Source organism: Marinifilum breve (assembly GCF_003202155.1).
Classification (GTDB): Bacteria; Bacteroidota; Bacteroidia; order Bacteroidales; family Marinifilaceae; genus Marinifilum; species Marinifilum breve.
Window position 1 is genome coordinate 173,894 of record NZ_QFLI01000011.1, and the last position, 16,530, is coordinate 190,423.

Annotated in this window: 13 protein-coding genes; 7 read left to right on the forward strand and 6 right to left on the reverse strand. The window is 33.5% G+C overall.

Annotation, left to right across the window (positions count from 1 at the left end; all coding sequences use genetic code 11):
• The first annotated feature begins 2 nt into the window (after positions 1-2).
• Positions 3-689, forward strand: coding sequence for a response regulator transcription factor RprY (gene rprY, locus DF185_RS20050; RefSeq protein ID WP_110363001.1), 687 nt, complete (start codon positions 3-5; stop codon positions 687-689).
• A 62-nt stretch (positions 690-751) separates the two neighbouring features.
• On the opposite strand, the gene DF185_RS20055 is transcribed toward rprY, so the two are convergent.
• Together DF185_RS20055 and lepA are read right to left on the reverse strand one after the other, a co-directional pair.
• Positions 752-1,450: a hypothetical protein gene (locus DF185_RS20055; RefSeq protein ID WP_133250101.1), complete on the reverse strand. Its 699-nt coding sequence runs from the start codon at positions 1,448-1,450 to the stop codon at positions 752-754.
• Positions 1,451-1,745: 295 nt separating this feature from the next.
• On the reverse strand, positions 1,746-3,533 hold the full coding sequence (gene lepA, locus DF185_RS20060; protein ID WP_110363005.1) for a translation elongation factor 4: 1,788 nt from the start codon (positions 3,531-3,533) through the stop codon (positions 1,746-1,748).
• A 789-nt stretch (positions 3,534-4,322) separates the two neighbouring features.
• Here lepA and DF185_RS20065 point away from each other — a divergent pair.
• The gene (locus DF185_RS20065; protein ID WP_133250102.1) at positions 4,323-5,042 is read left to right on the forward strand and encodes a DUF6261 family protein; all 720 of its coding nucleotides are present in this window, start codon (positions 4,323-4,325) and stop codon (positions 5,040-5,042) included.
• 105 nt (positions 5,043-5,147) lie between these two features.
• Here the strand turns inward: DF185_RS20065 and DF185_RS20070 are convergent, their stop codons facing one another.
• From DF185_RS20070 to DF185_RS20085, 3 genes are all read right to left on the reverse strand, one after another.
• Positions 5,148-5,339: a hypothetical protein gene (locus DF185_RS20070; RefSeq protein ID WP_110363009.1), complete on the reverse strand. Its 192-nt coding sequence runs from the start codon at positions 5,337-5,339 to the stop codon at positions 5,148-5,150.
• A gap of 58 nt (positions 5,340-5,397) precedes the next feature.
• A complete protein-coding gene (locus DF185_RS20075) occupies positions 5,398-7,329 on the reverse strand; it encodes a carboxypeptidase-like regulatory domain-containing protein (RefSeq protein ID WP_110363010.1) in 1,932 nt (643 codons plus the stop codon).
• A 729-nt stretch (positions 7,330-8,058) separates the two neighbouring features.
• Positions 8,059-8,721, reverse strand: coding sequence for a CPBP family glutamic-type intramembrane protease (locus DF185_RS20085; protein ID WP_110363014.1), 663 nt, complete (start codon positions 8,719-8,721; stop codon positions 8,059-8,061).
• A gap of 326 nt (positions 8,722-9,047) precedes the next feature.
• On the opposite strand from DF185_RS20085, the gene DF185_RS20090 reads away from it, so the two are divergent.
• The 4 genes from DF185_RS20090 to DF185_RS20105 all read left to right on the forward strand — a co-directional run bounded on the left by DF185_RS20090 (position 9,048) and on the right by DF185_RS20105 (position 14,097).
• Entirely contained in the window at positions 9,048-10,004 is a 957-nt protein-coding gene (locus DF185_RS20090; RefSeq protein ID WP_133250103.1) for a hypothetical protein, read from the forward strand.
• Positions 10,005-10,110: 106 nt separating this feature from the next.
• A complete protein-coding gene (locus DF185_RS20095) occupies positions 10,111-10,596 on the forward strand; it encodes an RNA polymerase sigma factor (protein ID WP_110363018.1) in 486 nt (161 codons plus the stop codon).
• A gap of 38 nt (positions 10,597-10,634) precedes the next feature.
• Positions 10,635-11,465: a FecR family protein gene (locus tag DF185_RS20100; protein WP_165836082.1), complete on the forward strand. Its 831-nt coding sequence runs from the start codon at positions 10,635-10,637 to the stop codon at positions 11,463-11,465.
• Between the two features lie 136 nt (positions 11,466-11,601).
• Positions 11,602-14,097: a TonB-dependent receptor gene (locus DF185_RS20105; RefSeq protein ID WP_110363022.1), complete on the forward strand. Its 2,496-nt coding sequence runs from the start codon at positions 11,602-11,604 to the stop codon at positions 14,095-14,097.
• Between the two features lie 353 nt (positions 14,098-14,450).
• Here the strand turns inward: DF185_RS20105 and DF185_RS20110 are convergent, their stop codons facing one another.
• Positions 14,451-14,810, reverse strand: coding sequence for a hypothetical protein (locus DF185_RS20110; protein ID WP_133250104.1), 360 nt, complete (start codon positions 14,808-14,810; stop codon positions 14,451-14,453).
• A gap of 172 nt (positions 14,811-14,982) precedes the next feature.
• On the opposite strand from DF185_RS20110, the gene DF185_RS20115 reads away from it, so the two are divergent.
• Positions 14,983-16,530 (forward strand): hypothetical protein, encoded by a 1,548-nt coding sequence (locus tag DF185_RS20115; protein WP_110363026.1) that lies wholly within the window; start codon positions 14,983-14,985, stop codon positions 16,528-16,530.

A 16,530-nucleotide genomic window follows, 5' to 3' on the forward strand; every position in this document is an offset into this window, starting at 1 on the left:
CAATGGAACAAGTTAAAATCTTATTAGCCGAGGATGATGCGAATCTAGGCCTTTTGCTTAAAGAATATTTAATCGCTAAAAATTATAACACTACTCTTTGCGAAGATGGTGACAAAGCTTACGATGAGTTCTTGAAAAATCCTTACGACCTGTGCATTTTTGATATCATGATGCCTCATCGAGATGGTTTTACACTTGCAAAGGATATTCGTTTAATCAATAGCGAGATTCCAATTATCTTCCTAACTGCAAAATCGATGAAAGAGGATGTTTTGGAAGGATTTAAACTTGGTGCCGATGACTATATGACCAAGCCATTTAGTATGGAAGAGCTTTTGGTAAGAATTGAAGCAGTTTTGAGAAGAACCGCTGGAGTTAAACCAGAAATTAACCAGGAAGAATTTAAATTAGGTCGTTATACTTTCGATGCCAAAAAACAATACTTGGTTGATGGTGATGAAACCATTAAACTAACAACCAAAGAATCGGAACTTTTAAAGCTACTTTGCAACAATGTAAATAAAGTATTGGAACGAAACCTGGCTTTAAAAACCATTTGGTCAGACGATAATTATTTCAATGCGCGTAGTATGGATGTTTACATTACCAAACTTCGTAAACACTTGAAGGAAGAGCCAAACATTGAAATTATTAACGTTCACGGTAAAGGATATAAATTGATAATGTAATAACATTAGATAAAAAAAAGCTGCTTATTAAAGCAGCTTTTTTTGATTATGAGAGGAAGAAACTACTCCTTTTGTTTCTTCGTTTTCTTTCTTTTTATCTTTTTTACTTTCTTTCCATCCTTCTCCTCAACTGTAACCTCAACATCTACTTCATGTTCACCATGTTTTTCAATCCAAACATTGTCTTTGCCTGAAGTCTTAATTTTAATGATTTTCACACCATCCTCATCAGTAATCTCAACATCATCGGAATCTTGAATAATGATAATTTTTTCCGCTTTTTTCCCATGAAATGGAAGTACATTTAATTTGTGTTTACCTCCTTTAAGCATTTCAATATGGATGTCTTTCGAAATACAAGAATCACCTGAGTGAAAAATAAAATCCTCATCCGGAAACTTAAACTTCTTCATTATTTTTATTGCATCCCCATCAAAAGTAGAATCGACATTAAAAACAAAGCTCTTGATCATTTTGGAATGCTTTCCATGCTTTTTATCATCATTAGAATACCAAACCATATGTTTTCTCATTAAAGAGTCAGGCACTCCCTTTAATTCTATAATTTTCATGATTTCATCATGATCTTTATGCTCGTGGAAAATTGTATCGATAACAGTTTCTTTTCCATCTTCAACCACTTTTACCTTTACATGTACCTCATGTTTTTCCTTTTTCTTATCCTTTTCTTGAGCAAAAGTAACTTGAGACATCAACAAAACAGCACAGCACAGGTTTAGTAAGAGTCTAAATCGTTTCATAACCATTGTATTTAAATTTGACTTGAATTATCTATCATCAAATGTATGACACGACTGAAAAAAAGGCAGTTAAGCTTTAGCTAAAAAGAGTTAAGGAAAGGTTAAAATAGCAATCAGCAGTCAGCTTTCAGCTACAAGCCCCAAGCTATAAAACTTATTGCGTCCGACATTGTTATTATAAGCTCCTTTAGAGCTTGAAGTAAAAAAAAGCTGCCCGAAAAATCGAACAGCTCCTCAAATATTTTAGTCGTCAGAATTAATCATTTATAATTCATAACTCATAAATTATCATTGCTTAATCTAGTTTTAGAACCGCAAGGAAGGCTTTTTGTGGTACTTCTACGTTACCCACCTGTTTCATACGCTTCTTCCCTTTTTTCTGCTTTTCCAAAAGTTTACGCTTACGTGTAATATCACCACCATAACATTTCGCGGTTACATCTTTACGAACAGCCTTAACGGTTTCACGAGAAATAATTTTAGCTCCAATTGCACCCTGAATGGCAATATCGAACTGTTGTCTTGGGATCAATTCTTTCAGCTTCTCACACATTCTTCTACCGAATGCCTGTGCATTATCGAAGTGAATTAAAGTAGAAAGTGCATCCACACCTTCACCGTTCAACAGAATATCCAGTTTCACCAATTTGGCAGGACGGAATCCAATCTGGAAATAATCGAAAGAAGCATAACCTTTCGAGATACTCTTTAGCTTATCGTAGAAATCGAATACAATCTCGCCCAATGGCATTTCGTAAGTTAGCTCTACCCTGTCGCTGGTCAAATATTGTTGATTGGTCATGATACCACGTTTGCTCATACAAAGTGTCATCAACGGACCAACAAACTCCGATTTGGAGATAATCTGAGCTCGAATAAATGGTTCCTCGATATAATCCAATGCATTCGGATCTGGCATATCCGATGGATTGTGCATCTCGAACTCATCGCCTTTCTTGGTATGTGCAATATACGATACATTAGGAACCGTAGTAATTACGTTCATGTCGAACTCACGATCCAAACGTTCCTGAACAATTTCCATGTGCAATAGTCCAAGGAATCCACAACGGAAACCAAAACCAAGTGCCAAGGATGATTCCGGCTCAAAAGTTAAAGAAGCATCATTCAGCTTCAATTTCTCCATTGCCGCACGCAAATCTTCATAATCTTCCGAATCGATTGGATAAACCCCGGCAAATACCATTGGTTTTACTTCCTCGAAACCTTCAATTGCAGCATCGCAAGGATTCGCTTTGTGTGTAATGGTATCCCCTACCTTTACCTCGGTAGATGTTTTGATACCCGAAATAATATAACCTACATCACCCGTTTTCAAAACCTTTCTTGGTTCCTGAGTCAAACGTAGTACACCAATTTCATCGGCCTGGTATTCTTTTTCAGTATTTACGAATTTTACCAAATCACCTTTGCTGATTTCACCATTCAAAATACGAATGTAGGTAATGATACCGCGGAATGAATTGTATTCCGAATCGAAAATCAATGCTTGCAATGGCGCTTCAGGATCTCCTTCCGGAGCTGGAACACGGTCAACAATGGCTTCCAATATATCTGGAACACCCTCACCGGTTTTTCCACTGGCTGCCAAAATCTCGCTCTCGTCACATCCCAACAAATCTACAATCTGATCCTTCACATCTTCAGGATTCGCATTTGGCAAGTCAATCTTGTTCAATACCGGAATAATTTCCAAGTCATTTTCGATTGCCAAATAAAGATTGGATATGGTTTGTGCCTGAATTCCCTGGGTAGCATCAACAATCAACAAAGCTCCTTCGCAGGCAGCAATCGATCTTGATACCTCGTAAGAGAAGTCAACGTGACCCGGTGTGTCAATCAGGTTTAAGATATACTTTTCACCATCACGCATATAATCCATTTGGATTGCATGACTCTTGATGGTAATCCCACGCTCGCGCTCCAAATCCATATCATCTAGTACCTGCGCCTGCTTTTGGCGGTCGGTAATGGTGTTGGTAACGTCAAGTAAACGATCGGCCAAGGTAGATTTACCGTGGTCGATGTGGGCTATGATGCAAAAATTTCGAATGTTCTTCATACTGTCAATTACGAATTACGAATTAGAAATTACGAATTGTATATCACAAATTACGAAAGCTTTTTGGTTCTATTCGCAATTGGTAATTATAAATTCCTAATTGAATCCGCAAAGATATTCAAATACATTGAATTTTGGGAATTTTACTTCGAATGATGATTGATTTTTACTTTCCTAGTTTTAAGTATCGCTAATCGTGCAAACAAAAAGTGATACTACTGATTTGCAAATGCAATACGAACAAACTGTGCATTAAAAAGCATCTTTGCATATGCAAAACACTCAAAACGATTATGAGTTGATGTCTTTGCACATGCAATATCGTTAACAAACGCGTAAAACTACCTCTTTGCACTTGCAATACATACAAAATGAACGTGAGTTGGCATCATTGCACATGCAATATCGTTAACAAACGCGTACAATTACCGTCTTGCACTTGCAATAGAACAAAACTACAGGTAGAATGGTATCATTGCATATGCAATAAAGCTAAACCATTCACAATTCTATCAAGCAACAGAACATTAATAAACATATACATTGCTAAAACAATCCTAATAAAGCAATATATTATGAAACAATAATTTTTATCAATTCTTAATAAGCCGAAAAACTCAGCATTTGCAGGGATAATTACCTATTATGATCTAATTAACTTATAGTCAGAATCATTTATTGACTTATTGTTTTTTTTATGTAGTGTTATTTTTCTTACCTTAAATATTGAATTCCAAAAAAAACACACAAACATTTATAAAAATGATCATTCCAATTAAATTTCACAAAATGCACCTGACGGAATACTTGGTGCTGGCAACAAAAGCCTCAGCTGTTTTGGCTCAGTTTGATGAAGTTGATTTACAACTGATCAAACCTAAAGAAAATGTTAAGCAATCGCTTACAATTTTAGAAAACAGCATGAAAACCGTAAAATCGAGTTTTCGAACGCAAGAATTATCCGATTTGGATTTAAATCGCGACGATAGCTGGAAATGTTTATACTATTTTCTGATTTCACAATCGTACAGTTCTGATCCTGAAATTCGCAAGTATGCAATAAAAATGATCGATCACATTCGTACTCCTGAAATGCGTATATACAAAATGGGCTACCAGGAACAAACTGCTTGTATGATTAATTTCTTTAACAAAGTTGATTCAAGTGTAGAATTAACCGAAGCCATTGAAAAAACTGGAAGTAAAACACTCTATGAAAAATTGAAAAGCGATGAAAGAATTTTCGAACAAAAAAGCTTAGAGAAAGATAAAGAAGAATCTGAAAAACAAAATGCAGAAGGGGCAAAAGCAGCCAAAGAGGTGCGCAAAGCCATTGAGGCATTAGATCGTTTCTTGTCTGTAATGAAAGACCTAAGCGGAAAAGAAGAATATGACAATATTGCCGCTCAAATTAACGAAACTGCAATGGATATTAACACGCAGGTTACAGCACGTTTAACTCGTTTAAAAAACGCAAAAGAGGAAGAAGAAACAACGCTTCACGAATAGTCATTTGTTTTCCGACTATTAAATTTGGAAAGGACGCCATGGGTTGGGGTCCTTTTTTTTTACATTCTTTTCTCTAAAACTCATTGATAAGAAAATAACTCAAGCTCATTTAACCTTAGCTTTTTTTCTAAAATACAAGTTCATGGAACTTAAAGAAGCTCCCATTGTAATAAAAAGAATTCCAAATACTATTGGCAAATCTTCAATTAAGTACAATTTTAGCAGCATAATACCGAAACCTATTACATTCATCAACAACGAAATAATTGATAATGCCTTATACATTTTTGATTGCATATTTTATTTATTAAAAACAAGCATGGCAAATTACAACAATTTACGCTCTCTTAATTCATTAAAAAGCAAATCGTATTCCTGCTTTCAAATAAAAATCTTTGGTATCGAAACTGGTTTTTGTGGTTTGCACTCCATTCTCATAATATTGAATTGAAGAATCACTTAAGGCAACATCTGTTGTCTTTCGAGTTAAGAAGAATCCTGATTTTTCTTTGATGAACAAACGATCTTTATCACTGATATTCATTTGATAGCCGCCACTAATAAACAAGGAGTAAAATTCATGAATTCGTGTTTTTAAACCAAAGTCGAGCGAAATTCCTTGCTTTTTCTTCCCCACAAAAAGAGCTATCTTATCTGCCTTTATCTTCTTTCCTCCTGCCCTAAAATCAGATTCGGATTTAAAATCACCAATGTGCTGACCATCGTTTGCGAAATAATAGTTGAGTCCAGCAATGAGCAACAACTGATTTCCCCTATTGATTATCGGTGTTTCATAAGCAAAACCTATGGAGTTAAGATTGGAAAAATTCTTACCAACAGATTCCTGGGTTTCGAAATTCACATCCCAATGAGAGTTTAGCTTATAGCCCATTTTCATTCCAAAAGTATAATATGGATCTGAGCTGCTTTTGGACTTTTCGAACACCTGATTCTCTGATGGAGAAAATTGAACTCTGGCATTATTTATATTTTCACCTGCTGTATATTCAAAGTTCATGTCGAAATACATTCTGGTAATCACCTCAAACAATTTCTGTTTAAACCTGTACTTTTTTGGTAGTTCGTATTGTTTATTTAATAAATCCTGTGCTTTATTTGCATCATATTCTATCAATTGACTCAATGAACTATCGGGCAATATAACCTGTTCACTTTTCCATGTCGATTCTGCAACGTTCTCAGCATTTAAATAAAATACATCTCTATATTCAGATTGCTCGATGAAAGGAATGGGTTGTACATTCTGAGTTTGAATATCCGTAACCAGAAATTCATCAAACTGTATCAATTCAGATCGAAGTTTTTCACTATAAAGTTTTTCTTCGTCCGACATATAAGACAAATAATATTTTCCATTCCAATTACTATACTTCACTATAAATTTCCTATTCAGTGCATTTAGTTTCTTATCTGACAATTCTTTACTTCTTTGTAAACTTCCATATTTGGTGTAGATACCTTCGATATACAAATATGCCAAAGAATTTATATCCAAATAAAATTTCCCTGCGTAGGAAAAGTTAATGTTCTCTTTTGGTTTAAAATCTATCCTATATACTGGCTTAGCATCCAATACATCTTTATAAATACTGTAGTCAAAATCCTTTAAACCATTAGGTGATAAATAGTGGGCTTTAATTTTTACGTCATCCCCATTTACTGGACTGTGCACACCTCCATACCACATTACCGTTGCCAAAGAGTCATATAAGGGATGCTTGTTCATTCTGGATTTTACAATTTTTACCTGCCCCTCTGTTTTCGTTTTGTATGAAGTTTTAAAAACATCCAATTGAGCCTCTCCGAAATAGAGGTATTCTTCTTTCTTTGGGTTATAATAAGTTTCTCTATACAAGCCTTTCATTCTTGTATCAAAGTCAGGATAATTGTCCTTTATTTTTCCATATGCACGGCGAAGTAAGGCTAGTAGTGTATCTTTAGGCATTACCAATACTTCAGCCAAATCACAGGTATCTTGCTGCAATCGAACCTGCATGGGAGATTGTATCTTTCTGATTAATATTTCTTGTGTTTGATATCCAATGCTAGAAATGCATAATGTACTGGATTGCAAATTTTGTGGAATTTTAATGGAAAACTTCCCGTCTCGATTTGAAATACTTCCTACATATGAATCTTTTACAAATATTGAACTGCCAGGTATTGCTGTGTTGTTATTGTCAGATATTTTCCCACAAATTGTCATTTGAGCCAAAAGATTCGAATGCATCAATGCGATTAAAATCACTAATAATATTGGTTTCATAAAATCTTATTATGTAGTTAATTTTATTAATTAGATTTAAATCTACTTTTTTATTTAAGCCAAATCAATATGATTAATACTTTTTATGATTGTTTAACATCTAACTCATAACACTTAGTGATATTTGAGATTAAACTCATCCTTAAGAAGTAAGCTCACCTCCCCATTTCTTTTTTGAATCGCAAAAGAACAAAACATACAATTGCAGCTAAAGCGCAAGACAAGAAAAACTGATAGTAATAATAATAAGGAATGCTTGTAACAAATTTCGCATAAGTAGAACCAATTTGATGGAGAAATTCACTCTCGGATCGATAATAACAAAAACCCAAAAAGTTATTCACACTAACCAAATAAGAATTAACCAAATGGCAAGAATTGCAAAAGAAAATTAAATAAAATAAATTAATTGCAAACTTGTTCTCCCCAGATTTTAAGATGTACTCCTTTAACTTTAAAAGAATAATTGTTATTGCAATTAAGTACAATGTACAAGCAATAATTATTTCCTTAAATCCAGCCTCAAAATATAGAACTAGTACATTTAATTCTCTTTTAAGATCAGGAGATCCCAAATATGTTGTACCAATATCCAGAAATACACCTAGATAATACAACAAGATAAAAACCAAGAGAGCATTAGTTCTCCTTAATATCATTTGTATATAATTTATATGAATATTCATTTTAACTATAGAATAGGAGACCTAAGACAAGTATCCTTATCGTTTAAATGGCACTCAAAGTATAAGCAATTCCATTAATCGTTGCGTGAAACAAAATGCAATAAATAAATCCCCATCTCATTCGAATGAAACCCAACATACTTCCCATAAATAACTGGGGAAGCACCAATAAAGGAGAAAAAAGAACAATCCAAATGCTTAGTTCGGGATATTTAAAATTAGTCAGATGAACCATTCCAAACATGATAACGGAAAAGTAGAAGAAATAGGTAAACCTCCTCAAGTAAACTCTATAAAACTTTCTTAAATATTCCTCCCGCTTGTATAATAGTATTAATACTAAAAGCTGTATTCCGAGCAAAACAAAAGCGATTACATCCTTTTCTGTACAAAACAAATAGGAAATGAAAACAATGGATATTATAGAATAAGTAATTAAATTTTTAAGTTTTGGCCTGAGCAAAAGACGAAATAAACTTTCTTCTAGTAAAGGTGCAATAACAACCACCTTGAAAAAATTCAATTCCATTTGCTTCAAGCTGTTAGTAATATTAAAAACTTTTGATAGCAAACCTATTATAGCTCCCATTGGCATTACCAAAAAAAAATAAGCAATAACGAAAAGTAAAAAGTATTTCCAATCAAATTTAGCTTGATGTATATTACTTGGAGATTGTAAATAATTTATAAAGGTAATCTGTTTCATTTTTTGTAATATTCAATTACCTCTTAATACTGAAAAATACAAGAAAGTAACCCCAAAATATGATAAGTTTTTTAGTAATTTTAACAGAAACTAATCATTACATTACTAACCAATTTGTTATAAAAATTATTTTTGGGTAGGGTAAAAATCTAAAATATCGGTTCAGAAGTAAATGAGCTCAAAAAATTAAACTTTAGAATTATAAATTTTACCATTACTAAATTAGTTCGAGCACATAATTGTTCACTCCTATATTTTAAGAATGATTATTTGCAAATGCTAATCCCGAAAAAAACGGGGACATATGGAAACTAAAAAATATCAAGATGAAAAAACTATCATTTATATTACTGGCTGGATTAGCAATGTCGCTTTTTTCTTGTGACAATCATGATGATGTTGATGTGATTAAACCTGAAGAACAAGTTGTGTTGAACAACGATATCGAAACGGTTATCTCAACAGAAGAATCATCGGAAGCAGTTATGGAAACTGCTGATTACGAAGTAGATTTATTCTCTTTCATGGAAAGTGAATATACTGAACCTACAACAAGTACGAAAAAAGGAACTCACAATTACTATGGCAATTTTGCCAGAGAATGGCAGCGTTACAAAAGTGAAAAAATGCCAGAGATTTCTATTGAATTTGGAGAAGATGGCAGATTCCCAATGACAATTACAATTGAATATGATTCAATTGAATTGTATAATAATGACAAGATTATTGATGGTGCCATTAAAATTGAAATGACAGCAGCTCCTTGGACCAATGAAGCAGTTCGCGAAATTACAATGGATCTGGTAATTGATTCAGTAGAAATTAACGGAACCAAGCGAATTGAGTTTACAGGCGAAAAAGGGGTTACGAAAAAATGGGACATCACTAGTGAAATTACTTTTACTTATCCTGATGGAACTGAATTGTATAGAGTAGCTGAGCGCACCAGAGAGTGGATTGCAGGTATAGATACCAAATGGATTTTAGATGACGATAAAATTCAAATTACAGGCAAGGTAACTTGTGTTGATACAGAGCAAAATGAATATACCAAACAAATTGATGAAGAAAACCCTTTAATTAGAATCGGAACATGTAGACTAATTGTTCAAGGAACAGTGATCTACTCACAAAATGGAGAAGAGTTTGCCAAATTCGATTATGGTGATGGTGAATGTGACAATCTAGCAACATATACTTACACAAATCCAGAAGGAGAAGAAGTAACTGAAACCGTTGAAATTGGTAAACACAAAAGAAACAAAAAGAAAGGTGACAACTAAAAAATAATCAGGTTAAAAATGCTAAAGGGTGCAGGAAAGTATTTGATTGCCCTGCACCCTAAATTCACACAAAACCATTATTTTTACCTAAATCAATCCTCTAGCCTTGACACAAGAAGAATTTAAAATCTTATTTGACAAGCACTTCGATAGCATTCGAAACTATATTTATTATCGTTCGGGTGATGAAGAGTTAGCTACTGACATAGCTCAGGAAAGCTTTATGAAAGTGTGGGAGAAAAACTTACCCTACGAAGAAAAGCCCAATAAATCATTATTGTATAAAATTGCCAGCGATATTTTTATCAGCAAATACCGAAGGGACAAAGTAGCTCAGAAATATTTGGCAAAATTAGAGCCATCAGTCGATAAAAATTCGCCGGAAGAACAAATGCAATACGAAGAGTTAAAAAATAAATATGAATTGGCCCTAAGTAGCTTATCAGAAAAGCAAAGAACAGTATTCTTGATGAGCAGAAACGAAGGACTAAAATACCAGGAAATAGCAGACAGACTGGAACTCAGCGTTAAGGCTGTAGAAAAAAGAATGACACATGCATTGTCGTATTTAAGAAATGCTTTAGGAAGATAATGAAAGAAAATAATCAAAATATAAACCCTGATTCGGAAATGGATTTCATCCATTCACTTCCGAAAATTGATGTGACCTACTCAAAATCAAAAGAAGAGGTTTGGAAAGAACTTTCGTCAATGACCACTGTTCAAAAGCCAAAAGCCAAAGTCATATCACTTTCGTGGATAAAGTATGCAGCTGCTGCTTGTATCCTTTTATTATTAGGATCTGCAGGATTTACATACTTTTATACCAGCACTACTTATTGTCCAAAAGGAAAGCATATGAGTGTTACTTTGCCTGACAATTCGAAGGTAGAGTTGAACGCAAACTCAAGCATTAGTTATAAACCATACATGTGGAACTTCTCTCGAAAAGTAAAATTCAAAGGCGAAGCATATTTCGATATCACCAAAGGAAGTAAATTCGAAATTGAATCGAAGTATGGTAAAACTTTTATTTTGGGAACAAGTTTTAATATTTATGCAAGAGGAAATGACTACAAGGTGACTTGCTATACCGGAAAAGTTAAGGTGGTATCAACCCTTACTGCCGACAAAATTCTACTTTTGCCAAATGATCATGCTTTCCTAAATAAAAATGGCAAGCTTGAAGTATTTAAGGATGAAAAGGCGAATGATAAAGTTTTATGGCGTAACCATTTCTTTTTATTCAACGCTACTCCTTTAAAAGATGTTTTTAAAGAAATTGAGTTGCAATATGACATTCACATAGTAGAAAAAGGTAAATTTAATAAGCCTTATACAGGGAATTTTGGAAAAGGAATGACAGTTGATGATGTTCTATACAAAGTTTGCAAGGCGCACGGGCTTGAATTTGTTAAAGGTTCTCGCAAAAATTATATTATAACATCAAACAACCAATAAGTGAAACAATCATGATTCTATTAATCATTAAATCCCCCCAAAATATGATTAAAAAAATCATGAGAGAGCGAAGCGGTTCCATGAGTTTCAATTTTAGAATTAACTCATTAACCGACAATTATAAAATTTTAAGCGAATGAAAAAATATATCGCCCTTATATTTTTTTTCGGATTAGTAATTACAACTTCACTTGCTCAAAAAGTAGAAATTAAAGCTAGCAATAAAGCTTTAAATGACATTTTAATTGAGCTAAGAGATCAATACAATTACCAGTTTTCTTATGACACAGAATTATTGGCAAGTTATAATGTTAGTATCGATAAAAGTTTTTCCAATAAAGAAAGTGCAATCATATATTTACTAAGGAAATTTCCTTTAAACTACGAGATATCAAATAATGTCTACATTATCTATCCCGAGGAGAAAATTTTTCAATACAGAATTCTAGGGCAAATTCTCGACAAAGAAAACCTCGAACCCCTGCCCTTCTCACATATCACCGTTAACGATCATCCCATGGCTACCGACGAGCTTGGGAATTTTTCGTTTACATCAACTACTGATAGTACATTTAGAATTTTGGCTTCGCATTTGGGATATTTTATTCACGATACCATTGTAAGTTACGATAAAACTCACAAATTTCTATTGACATCGGCAAGCACCGATTTGGAAGAAATTACCGTTACTGACAAAATAGTACAAACCTTTATCAAAGAAAGTAACCAAGCTGGCAACCTAAAATTGAATCACAAAATAGCTGGTTTTTTACCAACCAATAACGACAATTCTGTATTTGAACTCTTGCGCTTGCAACCTGGAATTCTTGCTGCAGGAGAACAGAAGGATTATCTTATAATTTGGGGATCCTATGAAGGAGAAAGTCAAGTACTTTTTGATGATATTACCCTATGGGGATTGAAAAACTATTATGAGGATATTGGTGCTGTAAATCCATTGGTAGTAAAAAACATCGAAATACTTAAAGGTGGTTTTGATGCCAAATATGGTGAACGAGTTGGTGGCATTGTGCACATAACAGGGAAAGATGGGAACAAAGTTAAACCAAGCCTAAACTTGGCTTTAAATAACATCACGGCGAGTGGTTCTTATGAACAACCCATTGGTAAAAAATCATCTCTTTTACTTGCATTTCGTCATACCTATTATCCATTGTTTAAAGATGACCAAATCAAGTATGCCACTTCGAATGTAAATACCGATGAAATAAATGGTACTATTCCTGAATACGTAGATTTGGATGTAACTCCAAATTACCGATTCAGAGATGCAAATCTAAAATTCTCAACAAAATGGAATAATGGAGATCAATTAAACCTAAGTTTAATGGCTGGTGAAGACAGGTATTCATACGATATTACCAATGAGTTATTATCTACATCTCGAAAGCATAATTTTGAAGGAAGTTACCAAAATGGTGGCTCATTAAAATACAGCAAAATATGGAAAAGTGGTAATTCAAGCTCCTTGTCTGTTTCCAGATCTGAACTGGATCGAAATACAACGGAACAAACGGTTATTGAGCGTATTCGATTTACTGAGATGAATGTTCGTAGAGATGATAGGTCCTATAACAATATTCGCGAGTACAGCACTAAATTCCAAAATCGATTTGTTTTAAATGAAGATCAAATTATTGAAGCAGGCTTGCATTATACAAACAATGCGGTAGATTTAAAAGAAGACTCCCTTGGAATTAACATTTTGCATTTGGATTCGAAACTTGATAAAATTGGCGGGTATTTTCAAAACATCCTTAATGTAAGCAATGGAGTAACAATTAAAGCTGGATTTCAAGTAAACTATCCTATTAATTTGGGAAAGCTATATTGGGAACCAAGGATATCAATGAGCTTTAAAATTACCGATGAACTATCTTTTAATGGGGCTTGGGGACTTTACAAACAGTTTATTTCAAAAAGTTCGGTATTGAGCAAGTCAGGTAAATACAGATACATTTGGGTTGGTGCCGACGAAGATACAGTTCCTGTTTTAGAATCTGTTCACAATGTTATTGGTGGTTCGTATCATAAAAATGGGTTTACTTTTAGTGTTGAAGCCTACCACAAAAGAACTGATGGACACACAAGATATTACCGATGGAGAAATCAAGGAAACATTTCGCTGGGTAAAAGTAAAAGTGTGGGACTCGATTTCTTTGCAAAAAAAGACTTTGGAGAACATACTTTTTGGGTTTCCTATTCTCTAAGTAAAACATCTGAAAACTTTGACTATTTCAGAGAAGAAGGAGAATATTTAAGAGCTTTACATGATCAGAGACATGAAATTAAGACTGCAGGATTGTTGGCTTTAAAGCCATTCTACCTATCTGCAAACTATATTTTTGGTTCTGGGTTTCCGATTTATTCAGGCTACAACAACATCAACTCCGAACCGGATTATCAAAGACTCGATGCTGCTTTAATTTATAAGTTCTCTCATAAAAAGATCAAATCGGAAATTGGAATTCTTTTGCACAATGTTATGAATAAAGAAAACTTAACTTACGAATCTTTCGAAAGAGTTCCATTGAGTCAAATTAATAGCATTAGTGTGTATACAGAATCGGTTCCATCTTCGATTCGATTGTACTTTAAAATTACAATTTAGAGCATACAAATACCGGGTAAGATGAATATCTAACCCGGTAATCACAACTAAATATTAAAACATAATCAAAAAGATGGTCGAAATTGGTAACAAGAAGAATCTAAGTGTTCTGATAAAACATTGAATGTTTCTTAAAAAAGTATAATCACACCTAACTTACTTTTAAACTACTAATTCTAACGGATTGGTTTATTTGTTATACAAACAAGCCAAAAAGAAATCAATTTTTCATCGTTTTACCGTCACAACTTAGCTTCTTCATGTTGGTTAATAGTCAGATCGATAAAAGCACAAGGGGGATAGTGCTTCTAACTCACTGTCTGAAGTAATTGAGTTAACAATTACAAATGGTTTCAAAGTACGCTATCACCGGAAACTTCTTCGAAACAACTCTTTAGTGTTTCCATTCGTTTCCCGTAAACAGGAGCTTGAGTAATACTATAAGTATTGTCCATTTTTAGACTTAGTTCTCGTTTAAAACATTCAAGTTCTTCAACGCTTACAGAATCTTTAATCGATTCTACCAAGCCTTTTAGATCAACCAAATCAGTAAATTTCTGAATAATTAAACTCTTAATTTCATTAACCTGATTTTGATTCATTTTTTTTGAATCCTGATCAACTCCTATGCATTCTAGAGCTTGATTTAATCCCTTAACTGTTTCAAGTTTATTGGAATTTATTAATTTTGATAACAGATTTGTTGTATTCATGTTCCGTTCCAAGATTGTTTTTACTCTATCATTCTCTTGATTTGATATTTCAAAAGTACACCTGATGGTGAGTTTTTGAAAATCGTTTTTCAATACAATCTACGAAGTTCAAACAAAATGATAATTATAAACCTTACTGTTTACCAAACAGTTAACTTACACATCCATTACAATGCCTAAACAACAAATAGACCCTCTGTTTCAATTAATTAAATCGATTTCGAAATCTGAGAAACGAAATTTTAAGCTATATGCAAACAGAATTAGTAGCGATAAAGAGACTAAGTTTTTGCAACTTTTTGATGTTTTGGATAAGATGGATGAATACAACGAAACCATTATTCTAAAAAAGGCAAAAGACATAAAGCAATCGCAGTTACCAAACTTAAAGGCTCACCTTTACAAACAATTGCTTACCAGTTTAAGACTGACACAAATCAATCACGATATTAGTATTAGCATCCGTGAGCAAATTGATCATGCCAAGGTTTTATACAACAAAGGTCTTTACCAGCAAAGCTTAAGAATACTGGACAAAACCAAAACTTTGGCTCGTAAAAACAAAAAAAACATTCTGGTTTATGAGATCATTCAGTTCGAGAAACTGATAGAATCGCAATATGTAACCAAAAGTATTGAAAACAGAGCAGAAGAGATTACGAGAGAAGCCACAGAGATCAGTAAAATGATGGATGGTGTGGTATATTATTCAAACATGTCTCTCCGACTGTATGGATTGTATCTGAAGGTTGGATATGTAAGAAACGAAAAAGATCTTTTAATGGTAAAAGAGTTTTTCAACACCAATTTGATTCCTCATGATGTTGAGAACCTAAGCTTCTTCGAGAAATTATACCTGTTCCAATCCTATGTATGGTACTATTTGATCATTCAGGACTTTTTAATGTGCTACAAGTATGCAAAGAAATGGGTTGACTTGTTCCTAATAAATCCTGAAATGATTAACATCCATATGGATTTATATCTAAAGGGCTTAAATAATGTACTGGTAGCTCTTTTCTATACCAATCATGTAAGCAATTTTAAGAAACATTTGCGCTTGCTTAGGAAACTCGAAAAAGAAGATCAGTTTAAACACAATTCCAATTTGAACATTTTGCTGCACATGTTTTTATTTGTGCACAGAATCAATCGCCACTTTATGGAAGGAACCTTTGATAAAGGCTTGCATCTGGTTCCAAAAATTGAGAGTTTTCTTGAAGAAAACAAAGTGGGCATGGATAATCACAGAGCACTAATCTTTTATTATAAAATTGCCTGCTTGTACTTTGGAAATGGACAATATCGTGAGGCTATAAAATATTTAAATCGCATTTCGGATGTAAGAGATACCTCACTTCGTGGGGATATTCATTGCTTTGGAAGAATTTTAAATTTAATTAGTCATTACGAATTGGAGAATACTGAATTGCTAGAATATCAAATTCGTTCTACCTATCGTTTTTTGGCCAAAATGGATGACTTACAAGAAGTACAAAAATACATTCTTCGATTCTTGCGAAAGCTAAGCTCAATTAGTCCAGATCAATTGAAAAATGAGTTAATAAAATCGAGAAAAGATCTTAAAAAGTGGGTTAACGATCCTTATGAGAAGAGAGCGTTCTTGTATTTAGATTTAATTTCGTGGCTTGATGCAAAAATTGAAAATCGCCCAGTACAAGATGTTATTATGGAGAAAATAAATAAAAATAGAAAGTAA

Bases quoted from the DNA above. Each gene is read 5' to 3' on its own strand.
- rprY (WP_110363001.1), top strand. From the start codon at position 3: ATGGAACAAGTTAAAATCTTATTAGCCGAGGATGATGCGAATCTAGGC.
- DF185_RS20055 (WP_133250101.1), bottom strand. From the start codon at position 1,450: ATGAAACGATTTAGACTCTTACTAAACCTGTGCTGTGCTGTTTTGTTG.
- lepA (WP_110363005.1), bottom strand. From the start codon at position 3,533: ATGAAGAACATTCGAAATTTTTGCATCATAGCCCACATCGACCACGGT.
- DF185_RS20065 (WP_133250102.1), top strand. From the start codon at position 4,323: ATGCACCTGACGGAATACTTGGTGCTGGCAACAAAAGCCTCAGCTGTT.
- DF185_RS20070 (WP_110363009.1), bottom strand. From the start codon at position 5,339: ATGCAATCAAAAATGTATAAGGCATTATCAATTATTTCGTTGTTGATG.
- DF185_RS20075 (WP_110363010.1), bottom strand. From the start codon at position 7,329: ATGAAACCAATATTATTAGTGATTTTAATCGCATTGATGCATTCGAAT.
- DF185_RS20085 (WP_110363014.1), bottom strand. From the start codon at position 8,721: ATGAAACAGATTACCTTTATAAATTATTTACAATCTCCAAGTAATATA.
- DF185_RS20090 (WP_133250103.1), top strand. From the start codon at position 9,048: ATGAAAAAACTATCATTTATATTACTGGCTGGATTAGCAATGTCGCTT.
- DF185_RS20100 (WP_165836082.1), top strand. From the start codon at position 10,635: ATGGATTTCATCCATTCACTTCCGAAAATTGATGTGACCTACTCAAAA.
- DF185_RS20105 (WP_110363022.1), top strand. From the start codon at position 11,602: ATGAAAAAATATATCGCCCTTATATTTTTTTTCGGATTAGTAATTACA.
- DF185_RS20110 (WP_133250104.1), bottom strand. From the start codon at position 14,810: ATGAATACAACAAATCTGTTATCAAAATTAATAAATTCCAATAAACTT.
- DF185_RS20115 (WP_110363026.1), top strand. From the start codon at position 14,983: ATGCCTAAACAACAAATAGACCCTCTGTTTCAATTAATTAAATCGATT.